The 14878-nt window shown below is 58.2% G+C and carries 14 protein-coding genes; 3 read left to right on the top strand and 11 right to left on the bottom strand.

All coding sequences use genetic code 11. The features are described from left to right. Positions 1-159: 159 nt before the first annotated feature. From zinT to M8318_RS22570, 8 genes are all read right to left on the bottom strand, one after another. The gene (gene zinT, locus M8318_RS22605; RefSeq protein ID WP_262664663.1) at positions 160-801 is read right to left on the bottom strand and encodes a metal-binding protein ZinT; all 642 of its coding nucleotides are present in this window, start codon (positions 799-801) and stop codon (positions 160-162) included. A 68-nt stretch (positions 802-869) separates the two neighbouring features. Next, positions 870-1568, bottom strand: coding sequence for an urea ABC transporter ATP-binding subunit UrtE (urtE, locus tag M8318_RS22600; protein WP_262664662.1), 699 nt, complete (start codon positions 1566-1568; stop codon positions 870-872). Positions 1569-1577: 9 nt separating this feature from the next. Next, positions 1578-2369 carry an urea ABC transporter ATP-binding protein UrtD gene (gene urtD / locus M8318_RS22595; protein ID WP_166182394.1) on the bottom strand — a complete coding sequence of 264 codons (792 nt, stop codon included), beginning with the start codon at positions 2367-2369 and terminating at the stop codon, positions 1578-1580. Continuing rightward, positions 2369-3442 carry an urea ABC transporter permease subunit UrtC gene (gene urtC / locus M8318_RS22590; RefSeq protein WP_262664661.1) on the bottom strand — a complete coding sequence of 358 codons (1074 nt, stop codon included), beginning with the start codon at positions 3440-3442 and terminating at the stop codon, positions 2369-2371. The genes urtD and urtC overlap by 1 nt, the downstream gene beginning before the upstream one ends. Then, on the bottom strand, positions 3442-5016 hold the full coding sequence (gene urtB / locus M8318_RS22585) for an urea ABC transporter permease subunit UrtB (RefSeq protein WP_262664660.1): 1575 nt from the start codon (positions 5014-5016) through the stop codon (positions 3442-3444). Before urtB ends, urtC begins: the two co-directional genes overlap by 1 nt. Positions 5017-5041: 25 nt before the next feature. Next, positions 5042-6313, bottom strand: coding sequence for an urea ABC transporter substrate-binding protein (gene urtA, locus M8318_RS22580; protein WP_262664658.1), 1272 nt, complete (start codon positions 6311-6313; stop codon positions 5042-5044). Between the two features lie 204 nt (positions 6314-6517). Further along, on the bottom strand, positions 6518-7621 hold the full coding sequence (locus M8318_RS22575) for a cobalamin-independent methionine synthase II family protein (protein ID WP_262664657.1): 1104 nt from the start codon (positions 7619-7621) through the stop codon (positions 6518-6520). 296 nt (positions 7622-7917) lie between these two features. After that, positions 7918-8238 (bottom strand): hypothetical protein, encoded by a 321-nt coding sequence (locus M8318_RS22570; RefSeq protein WP_262664656.1) that lies wholly within the window; start codon positions 8236-8238, stop codon positions 7918-7920. Between the two features lie 277 nt (positions 8239-8515). Between M8318_RS22570 and M8318_RS22565 the strand changes: the two genes are divergently transcribed. Continuing rightward, the gene (locus M8318_RS22565; protein WP_262664655.1) at positions 8516-8806 is read left to right on the top strand and encodes a Bor family protein; all 291 of its coding nucleotides are present in this window, start codon (positions 8516-8518) and stop codon (positions 8804-8806) included. An 84-nt stretch (positions 8807-8890) separates the two neighbouring features. Here M8318_RS22565 and dcp read toward each other — a convergent pair whose 3' ends face one another. Continuing rightward, positions 8891-10936 carry a peptidyl-dipeptidase Dcp gene (gene dcp, locus M8318_RS22560; protein ID WP_262664654.1) on the bottom strand — a complete coding sequence of 682 codons (2046 nt, stop codon included), beginning with the start codon at positions 10934-10936 and terminating at the stop codon, positions 8891-8893. Positions 10937-11088: 152 nt separating this feature from the next. Here dcp and ydfG point away from each other — a divergent pair, with 152 nt between their 5' ends. Together ydfG and M8318_RS22550 are read left to right on the top strand one after the other, a co-directional pair. Then, positions 11089-11835: a bifunctional NADP-dependent 3-hydroxy acid dehydrogenase/3-hydroxypropionate dehydrogenase YdfG gene (gene ydfG / locus M8318_RS22555; protein WP_262664653.1), complete on the top strand. Its 747-nt coding sequence runs from the start codon at positions 11089-11091 to the stop codon at positions 11833-11835. A gap of 91 nt (positions 11836-11926) precedes the next feature. Beyond that, entirely contained in the window at positions 11927-12613 is a 687-nt protein-coding gene (locus M8318_RS22550) for a GntR family transcriptional regulator (RefSeq protein ID WP_262664651.1), read from the top strand. Positions 12614-12655: 42 nt separating this feature from the next. Here M8318_RS22550 and M8318_RS22545 read toward each other — a convergent pair whose 3' ends face one another. Next, positions 12656-13087: a universal stress protein gene (locus M8318_RS22545; RefSeq protein WP_262664649.1), complete on the bottom strand. Its 432-nt coding sequence runs from the start codon at positions 13085-13087 to the stop codon at positions 12656-12658. A 161-nt stretch (positions 13088-13248) separates the two neighbouring features. Then, positions 13249-14712 carry a mannitol dehydrogenase family protein gene (locus M8318_RS22540; RefSeq protein WP_262664648.1) on the bottom strand — a complete coding sequence of 488 codons (1464 nt, stop codon included), beginning with the start codon at positions 14710-14712 and terminating at the stop codon, positions 13249-13251. Positions 14713-14878: the final 166 nt, after the last annotated feature.

Genomic DNA, 14878 nt, shown 5'->3' with positions numbered 1-14878 from the left:
CCGTGGCATCCATACCGGCCTTTCCGGCAAGATAGTGACGTACGGCCGCAAGTTTTACAGCAGAAGAATGTTTCATAAACTGCACCCTCAGATGTCAGATCGTGTCCAACATTTTGGGTGCAGTTCATAGCCGCCACCCGGCGCACAGGCCGCACCGAATTAATGGTGCAACATCTCCTCCACCACCTGCTTTGTATACATTTCGTTTGGATAATAGGTCGGCCAGTTATCCATCTCTTTTAATAACGCCTCGTGGGAGGTGTTACCCATAAAGATATGGAAATGGGCAGACTGGCGCGGACCGATGGTGTGGTCGCTGAACTGGACAAACTTCGGTGCCTTGCTGCTGGCGTCCTTACATTCAAACAGGTAACGCACGCCCTTCTTGCCGGAGGCATAGGTCAGGATCTTGTAGCCGTTAGAGACATATTCACAGCGGCTGACGTTTTTCCCGGTGTGGAACTCCATCACATTGTTCTCAATGCCGATGGTCTCCACGTCGGTGGCGTAGCCGGTGCGGTAATAGGCTTTCACCTGGTCAAAGGTTTTGCTGTTGTCTTTCTCGACTTTCTTTTTGAATACCGGGTCGAGATCGCCGCTCAGCAGGAACGGATAGACCGACTGCCAGACGCCGTCCCAGTTGGAGAGCGGCCGATCCTTTACGTCTTTGTCGTCAAACACGCCGTTGGCTGCTTTTTGTTCCGCCTCGGTCATCTGGTGGCCGTGCGAGTGGGCATACAGCTGGCCGCTGACCAGCAGCGCCCCCAGAGTCATTGCATATTTACCAATAGGTCCTGCCAAGATAACGTCCTCACTCCATTTTAAAGAGTTTTGAATGTTATATTATAACATACCGCAAAACAACTCCGTTAAATCGCCACCAGACCGCGAACGCCCTCCTGTTCCATATCCTCCCCGCGGCCGCGCTGGATGATGCTGCCCCGGGACATCAGCAGATAGCTGTCGGCAAGCTCGGCGGCGAAGTCGTAAAACTGCTCTACCAGCAGGATCGCCATGTCGCCCCGATTGGCCAGCTGGCGGATCACCTGACCAATCTCCTTAATCACCGAGGGCTGAATCCCCTCCGTCGGCTCATCAAGAATCAACAGTTGAGGACGACTCGCCAGCGCCCGGCCAATCGCCAGCTGCTGCTGTTGCCCGCCCGAGAGATCGCCCCCCCGGCGCTGCTTCATCTCCTGCAATACCGGAAACAGCTGCCAGATCTCCTCCGGCACCTGCTTCGCCTCGCGCGCCGAAAAACGTGACAGCCCGAGCAGCAGATTCTCCTCCACCGTCAGGCGGGGAAAGATCTCCCGCCCCTGAGGCACATAGGCCACCCCGGCCTGCACCCGCTGATGTGGTCTGGCGTGGGTAATGGGTTTGCCCTGCCAGAGGATCTCCCCGTTGCGCGCCGGGATCAGCCCCATCAGGCATTTCAGCAGCGTGGTTTTGCCCACCCCGTTACGCCCCAGCAGGCAGGTGATTTCCCCGGACAGCGCCTCAAAGCTGACCCCGCGCAGGATGTGGCTCCCGCCGTAATACTGATTCAGTTCGTTAACCTGTAGCATCCGCGCTCCTTAGCGTCCGAGATAGACTTCAATCACCTGCTCGTTGGCCTGAACCTCGCGCAGCGAGCCCTCAGCCAGCACCCGGCCCTGATGTAATACGGTGACGTGATCGGCAATGGTTTCGACAAAGCCCATGTCATGTTCCACCACCATCAACGAGTGCTTCCCCGCCAGAGTGCGAAACAGTTCGGCGGTGTACTCGGTTTCAGCGTCGGTCATCCCGGCGGCCGGTTCGTCGAGCAGCAGCAGATGCGGCTCCTGCACCAGCAGCATGCCGATCTCCAGGAACTGCTTCTGACCGTGCGACAGCAATCCCGCCCGGCGATGGCGCTCCGCGCCGAGGCGCAGCAGGCTCAGCATCTCGTTGATCCTGTCCCCCTGCTCGCTGCTCAGCCGGGCGCGCAGGCTGGCCCACACCGATTTATCCCCCTTCATCGCCAGCTCGAGGTTCTCCCACACCGTCAGGGCCTCAAATACCGTCGGCTTCTGAAACTTGCGCCCGATACCCTGCCGGGCAATGGCTATGGAATCCAGGGTGGTGAGATCCGTGGACTGATCGTATATCGCCCGCCCGCTCTGGGGCCGCGTTTTGCCGGTGATGACGTCCATCAGCGTGGTTTTTCCCGCGCCGTTGGGACCGATCACGCAGCGCAACTCGCCCACGCCAATATTGAGCGACAGATCGGTCAACGCCTTAAAACCGTCAAAGCTGACGTTAATCCCCTCCAGCTGTAGCACCGGGTCGGTCTGGTCGCGGTAGCGATCCCCGGGCAGCTGGCGGGTAAATAATTGCTCGCTCATTACTGGTCTCCTTTGCGGAACAGTCCCGTTACGCCGCGGGGTAAGAACAGCGTGACCGCGATAAAGATCAGCCCAAGGAACAGCTGCCAGTACTCCGGCATCGCCACGGTGAAGACGCTTTTTGCCCCGTTGACCAGCGCGGCGCCCATCACCGGGCCGATCAGCGTCCCGCGTCCGCCAAGCGCTACCCAGATTGCCGCTTCGATGGAGTTGGTCGGCGACATCTCGCCGGGGTTGATGATCCCCACCTGCGGGACGTACAGCGCCCCGGCCAGCCCGCACAGCACCGCGGATAAGGTCCAGACCAGCAGCTTAAACCCGCGGGGATCGTAGCCGCAGAAGGTCAACCGGTTTTCCGCGTCGCGCACCGCGGTCAGGATGCGGCCAAACTTACTTTTTGCCAGCGCGTAGCCCACTCCCAGCGATGCCGCCAGCAGCAGCACGGTGGCAATAAACAGGGCGATGCGCGTCGAGGTGGCGGTGACCGAAAAGCCCAGCAGCGTGGTAAAGCCGGTAAAGCCGTTGTTGCCGCCAAAGCCGGTTTCATTGCGGAAGAACAGCAGCATCCCGGCGAAGGTCAGCGCCTGGGTCATGATCGAGAAATAGACCCCTTTGATTTTTGAGCGGAAGGCAAACCAGCCGAACAGCAGCGCCAGCAGGCCCGGCACCATCACGATCAGCACCAGCGCCCAGGCAAAATGCTGGGTGCCCCACCAGAACCAGGGCAGCTCGCTCCAGGAGAGAAACGACATAAAGGCCGGGAGGCCGTCCCCCGCAGCCTGGCGCATCAGGTACATCCCCATGGCGTAGCCGCCGAGGGCAAAGAACAGGCCGTGGCCCAGGGACAACATGCCGGCGTAGCCCCAGACCAGATCCAGCGCTACGGCGACAATGGCGTAGCAGAGGATTTTGCCCACCAGGGTCAGCATCCAGGTGGAGACCGCCAGCGGATGCGTGGCGGGCAGCAGGGCCAGAAACGGCAGCACCAGCAGTGCGGCGAGAAGCAGGCCGAGGAGTATCGGTACGCTGCGCGGCGCTCTCCGCGCCAGGGTTAAGGTCAGTGGCTGGCTCATCAGTCGATTACCCTCCCTTTCAGTGCAAACAAGCCCTGAGGACGCTTCTGAATAAACAGAATGATCGCCACCAGAATCACGATTTTGCCGAGTACGGCCCCCATCTGCGGCTCGAGGATCTTATTGAAAATCCCCAGCCCAAAGGCGGCCGCCACGCTACCGGCCAGTTGACCCACGCCGCCGAGCACCACCACCAGGAAGGAGTCGATGATATAGCCCTGGCCCAGCTCCGGCCCGACGTTGCCCAGCTGCGACAGCGCCACCCCGCCGAGACCAGCAATCCCGGAACCCAGCCCGAAGGCCAGCATATCGACGCGCCCGGTGGGCACCCCGCAGCAGGCCGCCATGCTGCGGTTTTGCGTCACCGCCCGCACGTTGAGCCCCAGCCGGGTTTTGTTGAGGATCAGCCATGTGAAAAACAGCACCAGCAGCACAAAGCCCAGCACCACCAGCCGGTTCCACGGCAGAATCAGGCTGGCATAGACCTGCACGCCGCCGGAGAGCCACGCCGGGTTAGCGACCTCGAGGTTTTGCGCCCCGAAGATCATGCGCACCAGCTGGATCAGCATCAGGCTGATACCCCAGGTCGCAAGCAATGTTTCCAGGGGGCGGCCATAGAGGTGGCGGATCACCGTGCGCTCCAGCGCCATGCCTACGCCAGCGGTGAGCGCGAACGCCACCGGCAGCGCCACCAGCGGGTAGAAGGTGAGCCACTGTGGGGTAAACTGCGCCATCGCCTGCTGCACCATCCAGGTGGCGTAGGCCCCGAGCATCAGCATTTCGCCGTGGGCCATGTTGATCACCCCCAGCAGGCCGTAGGTGATCGCCAGGCCGAGCGCGGCGAGCAGCAGAATGGAGCCCAGCGACAGACCCATAAACGCCTGGCCCAGCAGGTCGCTGATGGTCTGACGGTGTTGGATCTGACGCAGGCTTTCCGCGGCGGCTTCCCGCACGCCAGCGTCCGGCTCGGTCTGCGCATGGGTATATGGCAGCAGCCGGGACTGCACCTCCGGGTCGCTCGACTCGCCCAACAGCGTGACGGCCTGCTGGCGCACCGCTGGCTGGGTACTGGTCAGTTGCAGGCTGGCAACGGCCAGGCTCAGCACCTGACGCACCGCGTCATCGCTCTCGCTTGCCAGCTGACGCTGTAAAAAAGGCAACATCTGCGGCTGGGGATCGCGCTGGAGTTGCTTCGCCGCCGCCAGCCTTTCAGTGACACTGTCACCTGTCAGCTGGTGGGTGGCGAGCGCCGTGGCGGCCAGCACCCGCAGGCGGTTGGTGAGCCGCACGGCTTTGGTGGCCCCCTCGGGCTGGGCGGCTTCACCGAGAGCGGTTAAGACGCCGTTTTCCCGGGTGAAGGCCTGCTTATGGGTATCGACAAAGACATTTTCCTGCTGTAAGGCGCGCAGCAGCGCCAGCCGGGCGGGATCGGGCGCGGCGGCCCACTGCTCGAGCAGTACCGCCTGCTGGCTGCGGCTGGCAGCGACAAAGTTATCGGCGTCCGTTGCCTGTGCCATCCCTGGCAGCAGTCCGGCAAGCCATACGAGAGCGAAGATCATGCGCATGACGTTCATGGCTTTACCTCTTTATGATCCGGATTCAGTTGCTGGCGGTTTTGATCGGAGTGTCGGGCTTTTTGTCATTCCCGGCGATGTACGGGCTCCACGGCTGGGCGCGCACCGGGGCTTCGGTCTGCCACACGACGTTGAACTGGCCATTACCCTCGATCTCGCCAATCATCACCGGCTTATGCAGGTGGTGGTTGGTGGCATCCATGGTCAGGGTGAAGCCCGACGGCGCTTTGAAAGACTGACCGGCCATCGCGGCACGCACTTTATCCACGTCGGTGGTACCCGCTTTCTCTACCGCCTGGGCCCACATGTGGATCCCCACGTAGGTGGCTTCCATCGGATCGTTGGTCACCACCGTGCCGGCGTTCGGTAGCTTCTGCGCTTTGGCCCAGTTTTTATACGTGGCGACGAAGGTCTGGTTGGCCGGGTTATCCACGGACTCGAAGTAGTTCCACGCCGCCAGGTTGCCCACCAGCGGTTTGGTATCGATGCCGCGCAACTCCTCTTCACCCACCGAGAAGGCGACGACCGGCACGTCGGTGGCTTTTACACCCTGGTTAGCCAGCTCTTTGTAGAACGGCACGTTAGAGTCACCGTTAATGGTAGAGACCACCGCGGTTTTGCCTGCGGCGGAGAATTTCTTGATGCTGGCGACAATGGTCTGATAATCGCTGTGACCGAACGGGGTGTAGACCTCTTCGATGTCTTTATCCTGAACGCCTTTCGAGTGCAGGAAAGCGCGGAGAATTTTGTTGGTGGTACGCGGGTAAACGTAGTCAGTGCCCAGCAGGAAGAAGCGTTTCGCCTCGCCGCCGTCTTCGCTCATCAGGTACTCCACCGCCGGGATGGCCTGCTGGTTAGGTGCGGCACCGGTGTAGAAGACGTTCGGCGACATCTCTTCCCCTTCGTACTGCACCGGGTAGAACAGCAGACCGTTCAGCTCCTCAAACACTGGCAACACCGATTTGCGCGACACTGAGGTCCAGCAGCCAAAGACCGCCGCCACCTTATCCTGGCTCAACAGCTGACGGGCTTTCTCGGCAAACAGCGGCCAGTTGGAGGCGGGATCCACCACTACCGGCTCCAGTTTTTTGCCCAGCACCCCGCCTTTGGCGTTGATTTCGTCGATGGTCATCAGCGCCACGTCTTTCAGTGGCGTTTCAGAGATCGCCATCGTGCCGGAGAGCGAATGCATGATGCCAATCTTGATGGTGTCGGCTGCCTGCACGCTGAAACTCATCCCCATGGCCACTACGGAGGCCGATAAAGCAAAGGCTTTGATTAAGGTACGACGATGCATAATTTTCACTCCTGAAAAACAACGCTGTGCGAAATCGTCCGTTACGGCGTGGACGCAGAAAAAGCATTCAGGATTAGTCAGAGCAAAAAGGATGCCAGAATGAAAAACCAGTGGGATCAGGGAGCTGGAGAGCGTTTTAAACGCGGATGCGGATCAGAATGGCACAGCGTTGCACTTTATTAATGCAACGCTGTGGATAAGCACTTACCAGACTTCGCTGGCGATTTGCGTGACCAGGCGAACCTTATCCCACTGCTGGGCTTCGGTCAGGGCGTTGCCCTCTTCGGTGGAGGCAAAGCCGCACTGCGGGCTGAGGCAGATTTGCTCTTTCGCGACATACTTCGCCGCCTCTTCCAGACGCGCTTTCACCCCTTCCGGGTTCTCCAGCTCGCCGCTTTTGGTGGTGATCAGGCCCAGCACCACCTGCTGTTTGCCCGGACGGACAAAGCGTAACGGGGCAAAGTCGCCGCTGCGATCGTTGTCGTATTCGAGGAAGAAGGCATCGACGTTGACGGTGCCAAACAGGATTTCTGCGACCGGCTCGTAGCCCCCTTCAGAGATCCAGGTCGAGCGGAAGTTACCGCGACAGACGTGCAGCCCGATGGTCAGATCGTCCGGCTTGCCTTCAAGGGCCTTATTCAGCACGCGAGCATAGGTGCGCGCCAACTGGTCCGGATCATCCCCGCGCTCGCGGATCTGGCGACGCTGATCGTCCGAGCAGAGGTAGGCCCAGACGGTGTCATCCAGCTGCAGGTTGCGGCAACCGGCGTTATAGAAAGCGTAGATCGCATCGCGCCAGGTTTGCGCCAGGTCATCAAAGTAAACATCCAGATCCGGATAGACCGTGGCGTCGATATCCTTACGCCCGCCGCGGAAGTGCAGCACGCTCGGGCTCGGGATGGTCATCTTCGGCTGGGCGTTGCCGCTGACGCTCTGCAGATAGCGGAAGTCGTCCAGCATCGGATGGCTGCCGAACCCCAGCTTGCCGGTGACGCGCACGCCGTGGGCTTTGGTCTGCACGCCGTTGAACTGGATCCCCTGGTTCGAGTCGTAACGCTCTACGCCCTGCAGGCCATCGAAGAAATCAAAATGCCACCAGGCGCGGCGGAACTCACCGTCAGTCACCACCTGCAGGCCACAAGCGCATTGCTGCTCCACCACATGGCGAATCGCCTCGTCTTCTACCGCACGCAGCTGCTGCGCGTCGATCTCACCGCTGGCAAATTTCACCCGCGCCTGTTTGATGGCGTCAGGACGTAAAAAACTGCCTACTACATCGGCGCGGTTCGGGGCGTGTTGTCGCTGCATGCTTATCTCCTTTAACTGTCGCCAGGTAATTGCCGACTGTGATAATTCATCATTTGAACATTAGCCTTCTGGATGGCTATATGTCCAAAAGATGTCATAGCGCCCGCCTCCCGGCAAACGAGAAAAATTCATGGGTGATGAAAAAAATTCATGTTGAGCGAAAGACAAAAAAAAACCGCCAGAGACTGGCGGTAAATGCTTGCATGGATAGATTTGTATTTTGATATCTACGGACCCGGTATTCCATACCGGGCTGCGGATCCTGACCAGGTTAGCATGAGCAAGATAAATGAAGGTTAAACGAGGTTTGAGCTGGTGGACGATGACCGATAACGCGCAACAAGCCAAACCGCTGTGCAGGCCGCGACCGGCACCAGCCAGTCGAGCAGGCTGGCCAGGTTCCAGACCTGCCAGTCAAACCCGCCCCACCACGGCATGTTAGCGCGCTTACCGTGGCCAAACAGCGCGATCCAGCGGTATTCCGCCTGAGTCTGCTCCCGGGCGATAAACCACAGACAGCCCATTGCTCCACCAATGCCCCACTTGCTCAGGCTGAGGCCGCAGAGGCACTGGAGTACAACGGCGGCTAAGGCGTGCAGTAGAGGGGAGAAATCCATTATTGAGCTCAAATTTTATCGTTTATCAATGTCATTTTTCCGGCAGTAATCATGGGGATATTTGTGATTTAATCCGACCGGAACCCTTTTCGCAGCGTATGTCGTCTCAGTTATATCTTCATGCAGGATTCTGATTTGTGCTGCCTCAACCTCGTAGTTGCCCTATCAGTAGCAACGACTTTCACGGTCCAACGCGCGAGGACGCGACTGGTCTAATATGTAGCAGTCTCTAATCCTGTCATCCTTTTTTCGAATCATACAAACAATAAGGTCATTTATGAAAAAGTTAATCATGGTAGCCCTGATTGCAGGTGCAGTTTCCGGCTGTGCTCAACAATCATTTTCGGTAAATCAAGGAACAACGTTCGCGCCACAGAAAGTCACCACTCACCATTTCTTCGTTAGCGGAATCGGTCAGTCTAAGCAAATTGACGCAGCTCAGGTGTGCGGCAGTGCAGACAAAGTCGTTCGCACTGAAGTGCAGCAGACTTTTGTGAATGGCCTGCTGGGCGTTGTTACCTTTGGTATTTATACGCCGCGTGAAGCGCGCGTTTACTGCGCCAAATAAAGATTTTGTCGGCAGGGTTTATTCCTGCTGGCACGAAAAAGAGCCGGGCCTTGCGCCCGGCTCTTTTTTTAATCCTGAAAAGGCTTACGCACTCAATCCGCGATTCACCAGCATCGGCTCAATCTGCGGATCGTGCCCACGCCAAACCCGATAAAGTTCAGCTAAATCAGTGCTATTCCCACGGGACAAAATCGCCTCGCGGAATTTCTGTCCGTTTTCACGGGTCAATCCGCCCTCTTCCACGAACCACTGATAGCCGTCATCGGCCAGCATTTGGGTCCACAGATAGGCGTAATATCCGGCTGCGTAGCCGCCCCCGAAGATATGGGCGAAGTAGCTGCTGCGATAGCGCGGCGGTACAGCGGGGAGATGCAGTTGCTCCCGCTCCAGGGCTGCGGTTTCGAAGGCCTCGACATCCTCTGGCGCTTCGCTGGCGGTTAATCCGTGCCAGTTCATGTCCAGCAGCGCGGCGCTGAGCAGCTCGGTCATGTCATAGCCTTTATTAAACTGGGTCGCGCTGAGCATTTTTTCGCGCAGGGCATCGGGCATCGGCTCCCCGGTTTCATAGTGGCGGGCATAGTGGGCAAAGACCTTTGGATGGCTGGCCCAGTGCTCGTTGATTTGCGACGGGAATTCCACAAAATCGCGCGGTGTGTTGGTCCCAGAGAGCGTGGCGTAACGCTGGCTGGCAAAAAGCCCGTGCAGGGTATGACCAAACTCGTGGAACAGGGTGATGACATCATCCCAGGAGATCAGCGCCGGCTGGCCTGCGGCCGGCTTTTGATAGTTGCAGACGTTATAGATCACCGGACGCGTACCAAACTCATGGGACTGCTCGACAAAATTCCCCATCCACGCCCCGCCGCCTTTGGAGTCCCGGGCGAAGAAGTCGCCGTAAAACAGCGCCATGCCTTCTCCGTGGTGGTCGAAGATCTCCCAGACGCGCACGTCAGGATGGTAAACCGGGATGTCGCTGCGCTCGACAAAAGTAATGCCGAACAGCTGGGTCGCCGCCCAGAAGACACCGTCGGTCAGCACCCGGTTGAGGGCAAAATAGGGTTTAACCTGAGATTCATCCAGGGCGTACTTCGCCAGCCGCACGCGCTCGGCGTAAAACGACCAGTCCCAGGCCTGTACTTCAAACCCGCCCTGTTCGTCATCAATCACCTTCTGGATATCTGCCTGCTCCTGCAATGCACGCCCGCGCGCAGCCGGGACAATCCCGCGCATAAACGCCAGCGCAGCGTCGGGGGTTTTGGCCATCTGATCGGCAATTTTCCAGCTGGCATAGCTGTCGAAGCCCAGCAATTCAGCCTGACGCGCCCGCAGCGCCACCAGACGACGTACCAGCTCGCGGGTGTCGTTGGCATCGTTTTTCTGCGTACGCAGCCAGCCCGCTTTAAACAGATTTTCCCGGGTCTGGCGATCGCGCAGCTGTTGCAGGGCCGGTTGCTGGGTGGTGTTCAGCAGCGGAATCAACCAGCGATCGCTGAGCCCTTTATCCGCCGCCGCCTGGGCGGCCGCAGCCTGCTCTGCCTGGCTGAGCCCGTCCAGCTGATGAGGATAATCCACCACCAGCCCGCCCGCTTTATCGGCTGCCAGCAAACGCTGGTTAAACTGGCTGGTGAGCGCGGCAGACTCGGTATTGATGGTTTTCAGCTCCTGCTTTTCTGCCTCTCCCAGCCGGGCTCCGGCGAGAATAAAGCGCTGATGCAGCTCCTCGATCAGGCGCAGGGACTCCGCGTCCGGGGCCATCGTCTGCCGGGCATTATAGACAGCATCGACCCGGCCGAAGAGCGCATCATTCAGCCAGATATCATTGGCCAGCGCCGCCAGTTCGGTAGAGATCGCCTCTTCCAGCTGCTGCAAATAATCATTGGTATGCGCCGAGGTCATGGCGAAGAAGACGTTGCTCACCCGGCTCAGCAGGCCGCCGCTCTTCTCCAGCGCCAGCACGGTATTGGTAAAGTCAGGTGCCGCCGCAGATCCGGCGATCGCGGCGATCTCGTCACGCTTCTGGCGGATAGCCTCGTCAAAAGCCGGGCGATAGTGACTGTCGTCGATCAGATCAAAATGCGGCGCCTGGTACGGCAGCAGGCTGCTTGCGAAAAAGGGATTAGTGCCAGACATATCAGACTCCTGAATACGATGAATTTCACCAGAGTAGGCCAGCCCGGCAGTGGCTGCAATCTCTGTCACCATCAGGGTCGAAAAGTCGCCTTACTCTGCGTCAGATCACATGCTATGGTAGTACTACACAAAAAGCGTTGAGGAACAGTGACATGATTATTTTAGTTACCGGGGCGACAGCAGGTTTTGGTGAAAGCATCACGCGTCGCTTCGTCGCCAACGGCCATAAGGTGATTGCCACCGGCCGTCGTCAGGAGCGTCTGCAGGAGCTGAAAGATGAGCTCGGGGACAGCATTCTGACCGCGCAGCTGGACGTGCGTAACCGCGCATCCATTGAAGAGATGATTGCTAACCTGCCGGCCGAGTGGCGCGACATCGACGTACTGGTCAACAATGCCGGGCTGGCGCTGGGCCTTGAGCCTGCGCATAAAGCCAGCGTCGAAGACTGGGAAACGATGATCGATACCAATAACAAAGGTCTGATCTATATGACCCGCGCCGTGCTGCCTGGCATGGTCGAGCGCAACCGTGGTCATGTCATTAACATCGGTTCTACCGCCGGTAGCTGGCCTTACGCGGGCGGCAACGTCTACGGTGCAACCAAAGCCTTTGTGCGTCAGTTCAGCCTGAATCTGCGCACCGATTTGCACGGCACCGCTATCCGCGTGACGGATATCGAGCCGGGTCTGGTTGGCGGAACGGAGTTCTCCAACGTGCGCTTCAAAGGCGATGACGACAAAGCAGGTAAAACGTACGAGAACACCACTGCCCTGACGCCGGACGATGTCACCGAGGCGGTCTGGTGGGTGGCTACCCTGCCGAAGCACGTCAACATCAACACCGTTGAAATGATGCCGGTCAGCCAGAGTTTTGCTGGTCTGAGCGTCCATCGCGGATGATTTTTCCGGACCTGGCCTGCGGGCCAGGTCTGGGATGCCCGGCAAAAGAATGGTAGTATTTACCGGTTAATTCTCTGAGAAATCACAACCAATGGCCGCTGAATCGCAACTCAATCCGACCCAACCCGTTAATCAGCAGATTTACCGTATTTTGCGCAGCGACATTGTGCACTGTCTGATCCCTCCGGGAACCCCGCTCTCTGAAAAAGAGGTGTCGGTGCGCTTTGATGTCTCCCGCCAGCCGGTTCGCGAAGCCTTTATTAAGCTGGCCGAAAACGGCCTGATTCAGATCCGCCCTCAGCGCGGCAGCTACGTGAATAAGATCTCCCTCACCCAGGTGCAGAATGGCTGCTTTGTCCGTCAGGCCATCGAGTGCGCCGTGGTGCGCCGTGCAGCAAGCCTTGTGGACGATCATCAGTGCTATCTGCTGGAGCAAAATCTGCATCAGCAGCGCATCGCCATTGAACGTAAGCAGTTGAACGATTTTTTCCTGCTCGACGACGAGTTTCACCAGACGCTGGCGCAGATTGCTGGCTGTCAGCTGGCATGGGATACCATCGAGAACATCAAAGCGACGATGGACCGGGTGCGTTACATGAGCCTTGACCACGTTTCGCCGCCGGAGATGTTGCTGCGTCAGCATCATGATATTTTCACTGCGCTGGAAAAGCGCGACGCCGATGCGGTTGAAAAAGCGATGACCCTGCATCTGCAGGAGATTGGCGAGTCGGTGCAGTTAATCCGTCAGGAAAACAGCGACTGGTTCAGCGAAGAGTAATGTGTTCGCATCCCGTTAAACGCCCGGGATGCGATGATTTAATTAGCGCACCACTAATACCGGAATTTTGGCATAGCGTAAAACCGATTCGGCATTCGAACCCAACAGATGGGTTGTTACCCCCGGCTTTTTCGAGCCGATAACAATGATATCGAACTCCCCTTCTTTACCCATCGCGATAATTTCATCGCGCACGCTGCCAAACCGTACCAGGGTATGAATATTCTCAGCCGGAATATCAAACAGCCGCTTTAACGCATTCATTTTGTTGTTAGATTCTTCGGTCATATAAGCCTCAAATTTGACAATATCCGAGGAGAAGCCCCGCAGCATGGCGCGACTGTTGACCGGGAGAACATTTAATAACGTAATTTCGGCATTATCCGCCCGCGCCAGAAACGCGGCGTGACGCACAGCCTTATCGCTTAAATCCATTTCAAATACATCGACAGGCATCAATATCTTCTTATACATACGCCTTTCTCCTTATATCGATAATATGTTGCTTAACGATATTCAGAGTGACATGACTTTATCAAACGAAGGTTAAACGGCTGGGTCAGGAAATAAGCGGTATGAGTAAAGAAGTGTGGGAATAAGATCATGCCGCCGGGGACGGCGGCATGTGAAGGGAGTTAGATCTGCGTAGCGTAGTGGGCCACGGTGGCTTTGGCCCCTTTCTTCAGCAACGCTGCGTAAGCGTTCATCACCGCGTCAACGAAAACGCTGTCATGCGGCAACTCCTGACCGAAAATAGTCTCAATCCCCAGCAGGGCTTTCACACGGCTTTCACCTTCTGCACTGCCCTCTACCGCCGCCTGGATCACTGACAGCAGCGGATCGCATACCTCGATAGCCTCGCCGCGTTCATCGACGCCACCGACATAGCGCATCCAGCCTGCAATGCCCAGCGCCAGTAGTGGGAAGCTGCGCTGGTGCACCCGGTGCCAGCGCACGGAGTCAAGCATACGCTGCGGCAGTTTCTGGCTACCGTCCATGGCGATCTGCCAGGTACGGTGGCGCAGCGCCGGGTTGCTGTAGCGGTCGATCAGCAGATCGGCGTAACGAGCCAGGTCTACTCCGGTGACTTTCAGCGTCGGGGCCTGCTCGTTTAACATCAGCGCGTGGGCGGCACGCTTGTAGTTCGCGTCTTCCATGCAATCGTTGATGTGTTGATAGCCCGCCAGATAACCCAGATAGGCGAGGAATGAGTGGCTGCCGTTGAGCATGCGCAGCTTCATCTCTTCGAACGGGATCACGTCGGCCACCAGCTCGGCGCCCGCTTTCTCCCAGGCCGGACGTCCGGCGACAAAGTTGTCTTCAATCACCCACTGACGGAACGGCTCACAGGCCACGCCTGCCGGATCGCGCACGCCGGTGATTTGTTCGATTTTGCTCAGCGTGTCGGCGGTGACGGCAGGCACGATACGGTCGACCATGGTTGACGGGAAGGTGACGTTGGCTTCGATCCAGTCGGCCAGCTCGCTGCTCACTGCCCGGGCATAGGCACAGGTGACATTGCGCATCACATGACCGTTCTCCGGCATGTTGTCGCAGGACATCACGGTGAAGGCTGGCAGACCGGCGTTTTTACGACGCGCCAGCGCTTCCACCACCACGCCCACCGCGGAAACCGGCTGATGCGGATTCTGCAGATCGGTGGCGATCGTTGGGTGATCCAGCATCAACTGCCCGGTGGCCGGCGCATGGCAGTAGCCTTTCTCGGTGATGGTTAACGAGACGATCGCCACCTGCGGTTCGCACATGGCTGCCAGCACCGCTTCCAGCCCATCCACCTGGGCGTGTAGCGCTTTTTTAACCACCCCAACCACCCGCGCCGTCCAGGCATCAGCCGACATTTCGGCGACGGTGTAGAGGTTATCCTGCGCTTTCAGATCCGCGATCTGCTGCTCGCCGCCGATCAGGTTAACTTCGCAGTACCCCCAGTCGCTGCCGTGATCTGCTGCCAGCATATCGGCATACACCGCCTGATGGGCGCGATGGAAGGCGCCAAAACCCAGATGCACGATGCGCGACTGTAAGGCATCGCGGTTGTAGTGAGGAAGCGTGGCTTGCGCATGTAATAACGGATTTTTCATGATAGTACTCGTTAAAAGTGATTAAGCGATGGATCCGGGCCGGGGTGGTTCCCCCCGCCCGGCTTACTAACCCAACTAGAATGGTAGGTAGCATAAAAATTCTCTGCCGTTAACCATACTGATTGTTGATATGTCGATATTGATTTACGTTAACTTTTCACCATCT

Source organism: Leclercia tamurae (assembly GCF_025566055.1).
Taxonomy (GTDB): domain Bacteria; phylum Pseudomonadota; class Gammaproteobacteria; order Enterobacterales; family Enterobacteriaceae; genus Enterobacter; species Enterobacter tamurae.
This window is presented reverse-complemented; position numbering and strand designations above follow the sequence as displayed.

Excerpts from the sequence above, each read along its gene's own strand:
- urtE (WP_262664662.1), bottom strand. The coding sequence starts at position 1,568 with ATGCTACAGGTTAACGAACTGAATCAGTATTACGGCGGGAGCCACATC.
- urtA (WP_262664658.1), bottom strand. The coding sequence starts at position 6,313 with ATGCATCGTCGTACCTTAATCAAAGCCTTTGCTTTATCGGCCTCCGTA.
- urtD (WP_166182394.1), bottom strand. The coding sequence starts at position 2,369 with ATGAGCGAGCAATTATTTACCCGCCAGCTGCCCGGGGATCGCTACCGC.
- M8318_RS22545 (WP_262664649.1), bottom strand. The coding sequence starts at position 13,087 with ATGTATAAGAAGATATTGATGCCTGTCGATGTATTTGAAATGGATTTA.
- M8318_RS22565 (WP_262664655.1), top strand. The coding sequence starts at position 8,516 with ATGAAAAAGTTAATCATGGTAGCCCTGATTGCAGGTGCAGTTTCCGGC.
- M8318_RS22575 (WP_262664657.1), bottom strand. The coding sequence starts at position 7,621 with ATGCAGCGACAACACGCCCCGAACCGCGCCGATGTAGTAGGCAGTTTT.
- M8318_RS22570 (WP_262664656.1), bottom strand. The coding sequence starts at position 8,238 with ATGGATTTCTCCCCTCTACTGCACGCCTTAGCCGCCGTTGTACTCCAG.
- dcp (WP_262664654.1), bottom strand. The coding sequence starts at position 10,936 with ATGTCTGGCACTAATCCCTTTTTCGCAAGCAGCCTGCTGCCGTACCAG.
- M8318_RS22540 (WP_262664648.1), bottom strand. The coding sequence starts at position 14,712 with ATGAAAAATCCGTTATTACATGCGCAAGCCACGCTTCCTCACTACAAC.
- M8318_RS22550 (WP_262664651.1), top strand. The coding sequence starts at position 11,927 with ATGGCCGCTGAATCGCAACTCAATCCGACCCAACCCGTTAATCAGCAG.
- urtB (WP_262664660.1), bottom strand. The coding sequence starts at position 5,016 with ATGAACGTCATGCGCATGATCTTCGCTCTCGTATGGCTTGCCGGACTG.
- urtC (WP_262664661.1), bottom strand. The coding sequence starts at position 3,442 with ATGAGCCAGCCACTGACCTTAACCCTGGCGCGGAGAGCGCCGCGCAGC.
- ydfG (WP_262664653.1), top strand. The coding sequence starts at position 11,089 with ATGATTATTTTAGTTACCGGGGCGACAGCAGGTTTTGGTGAAAGCATC.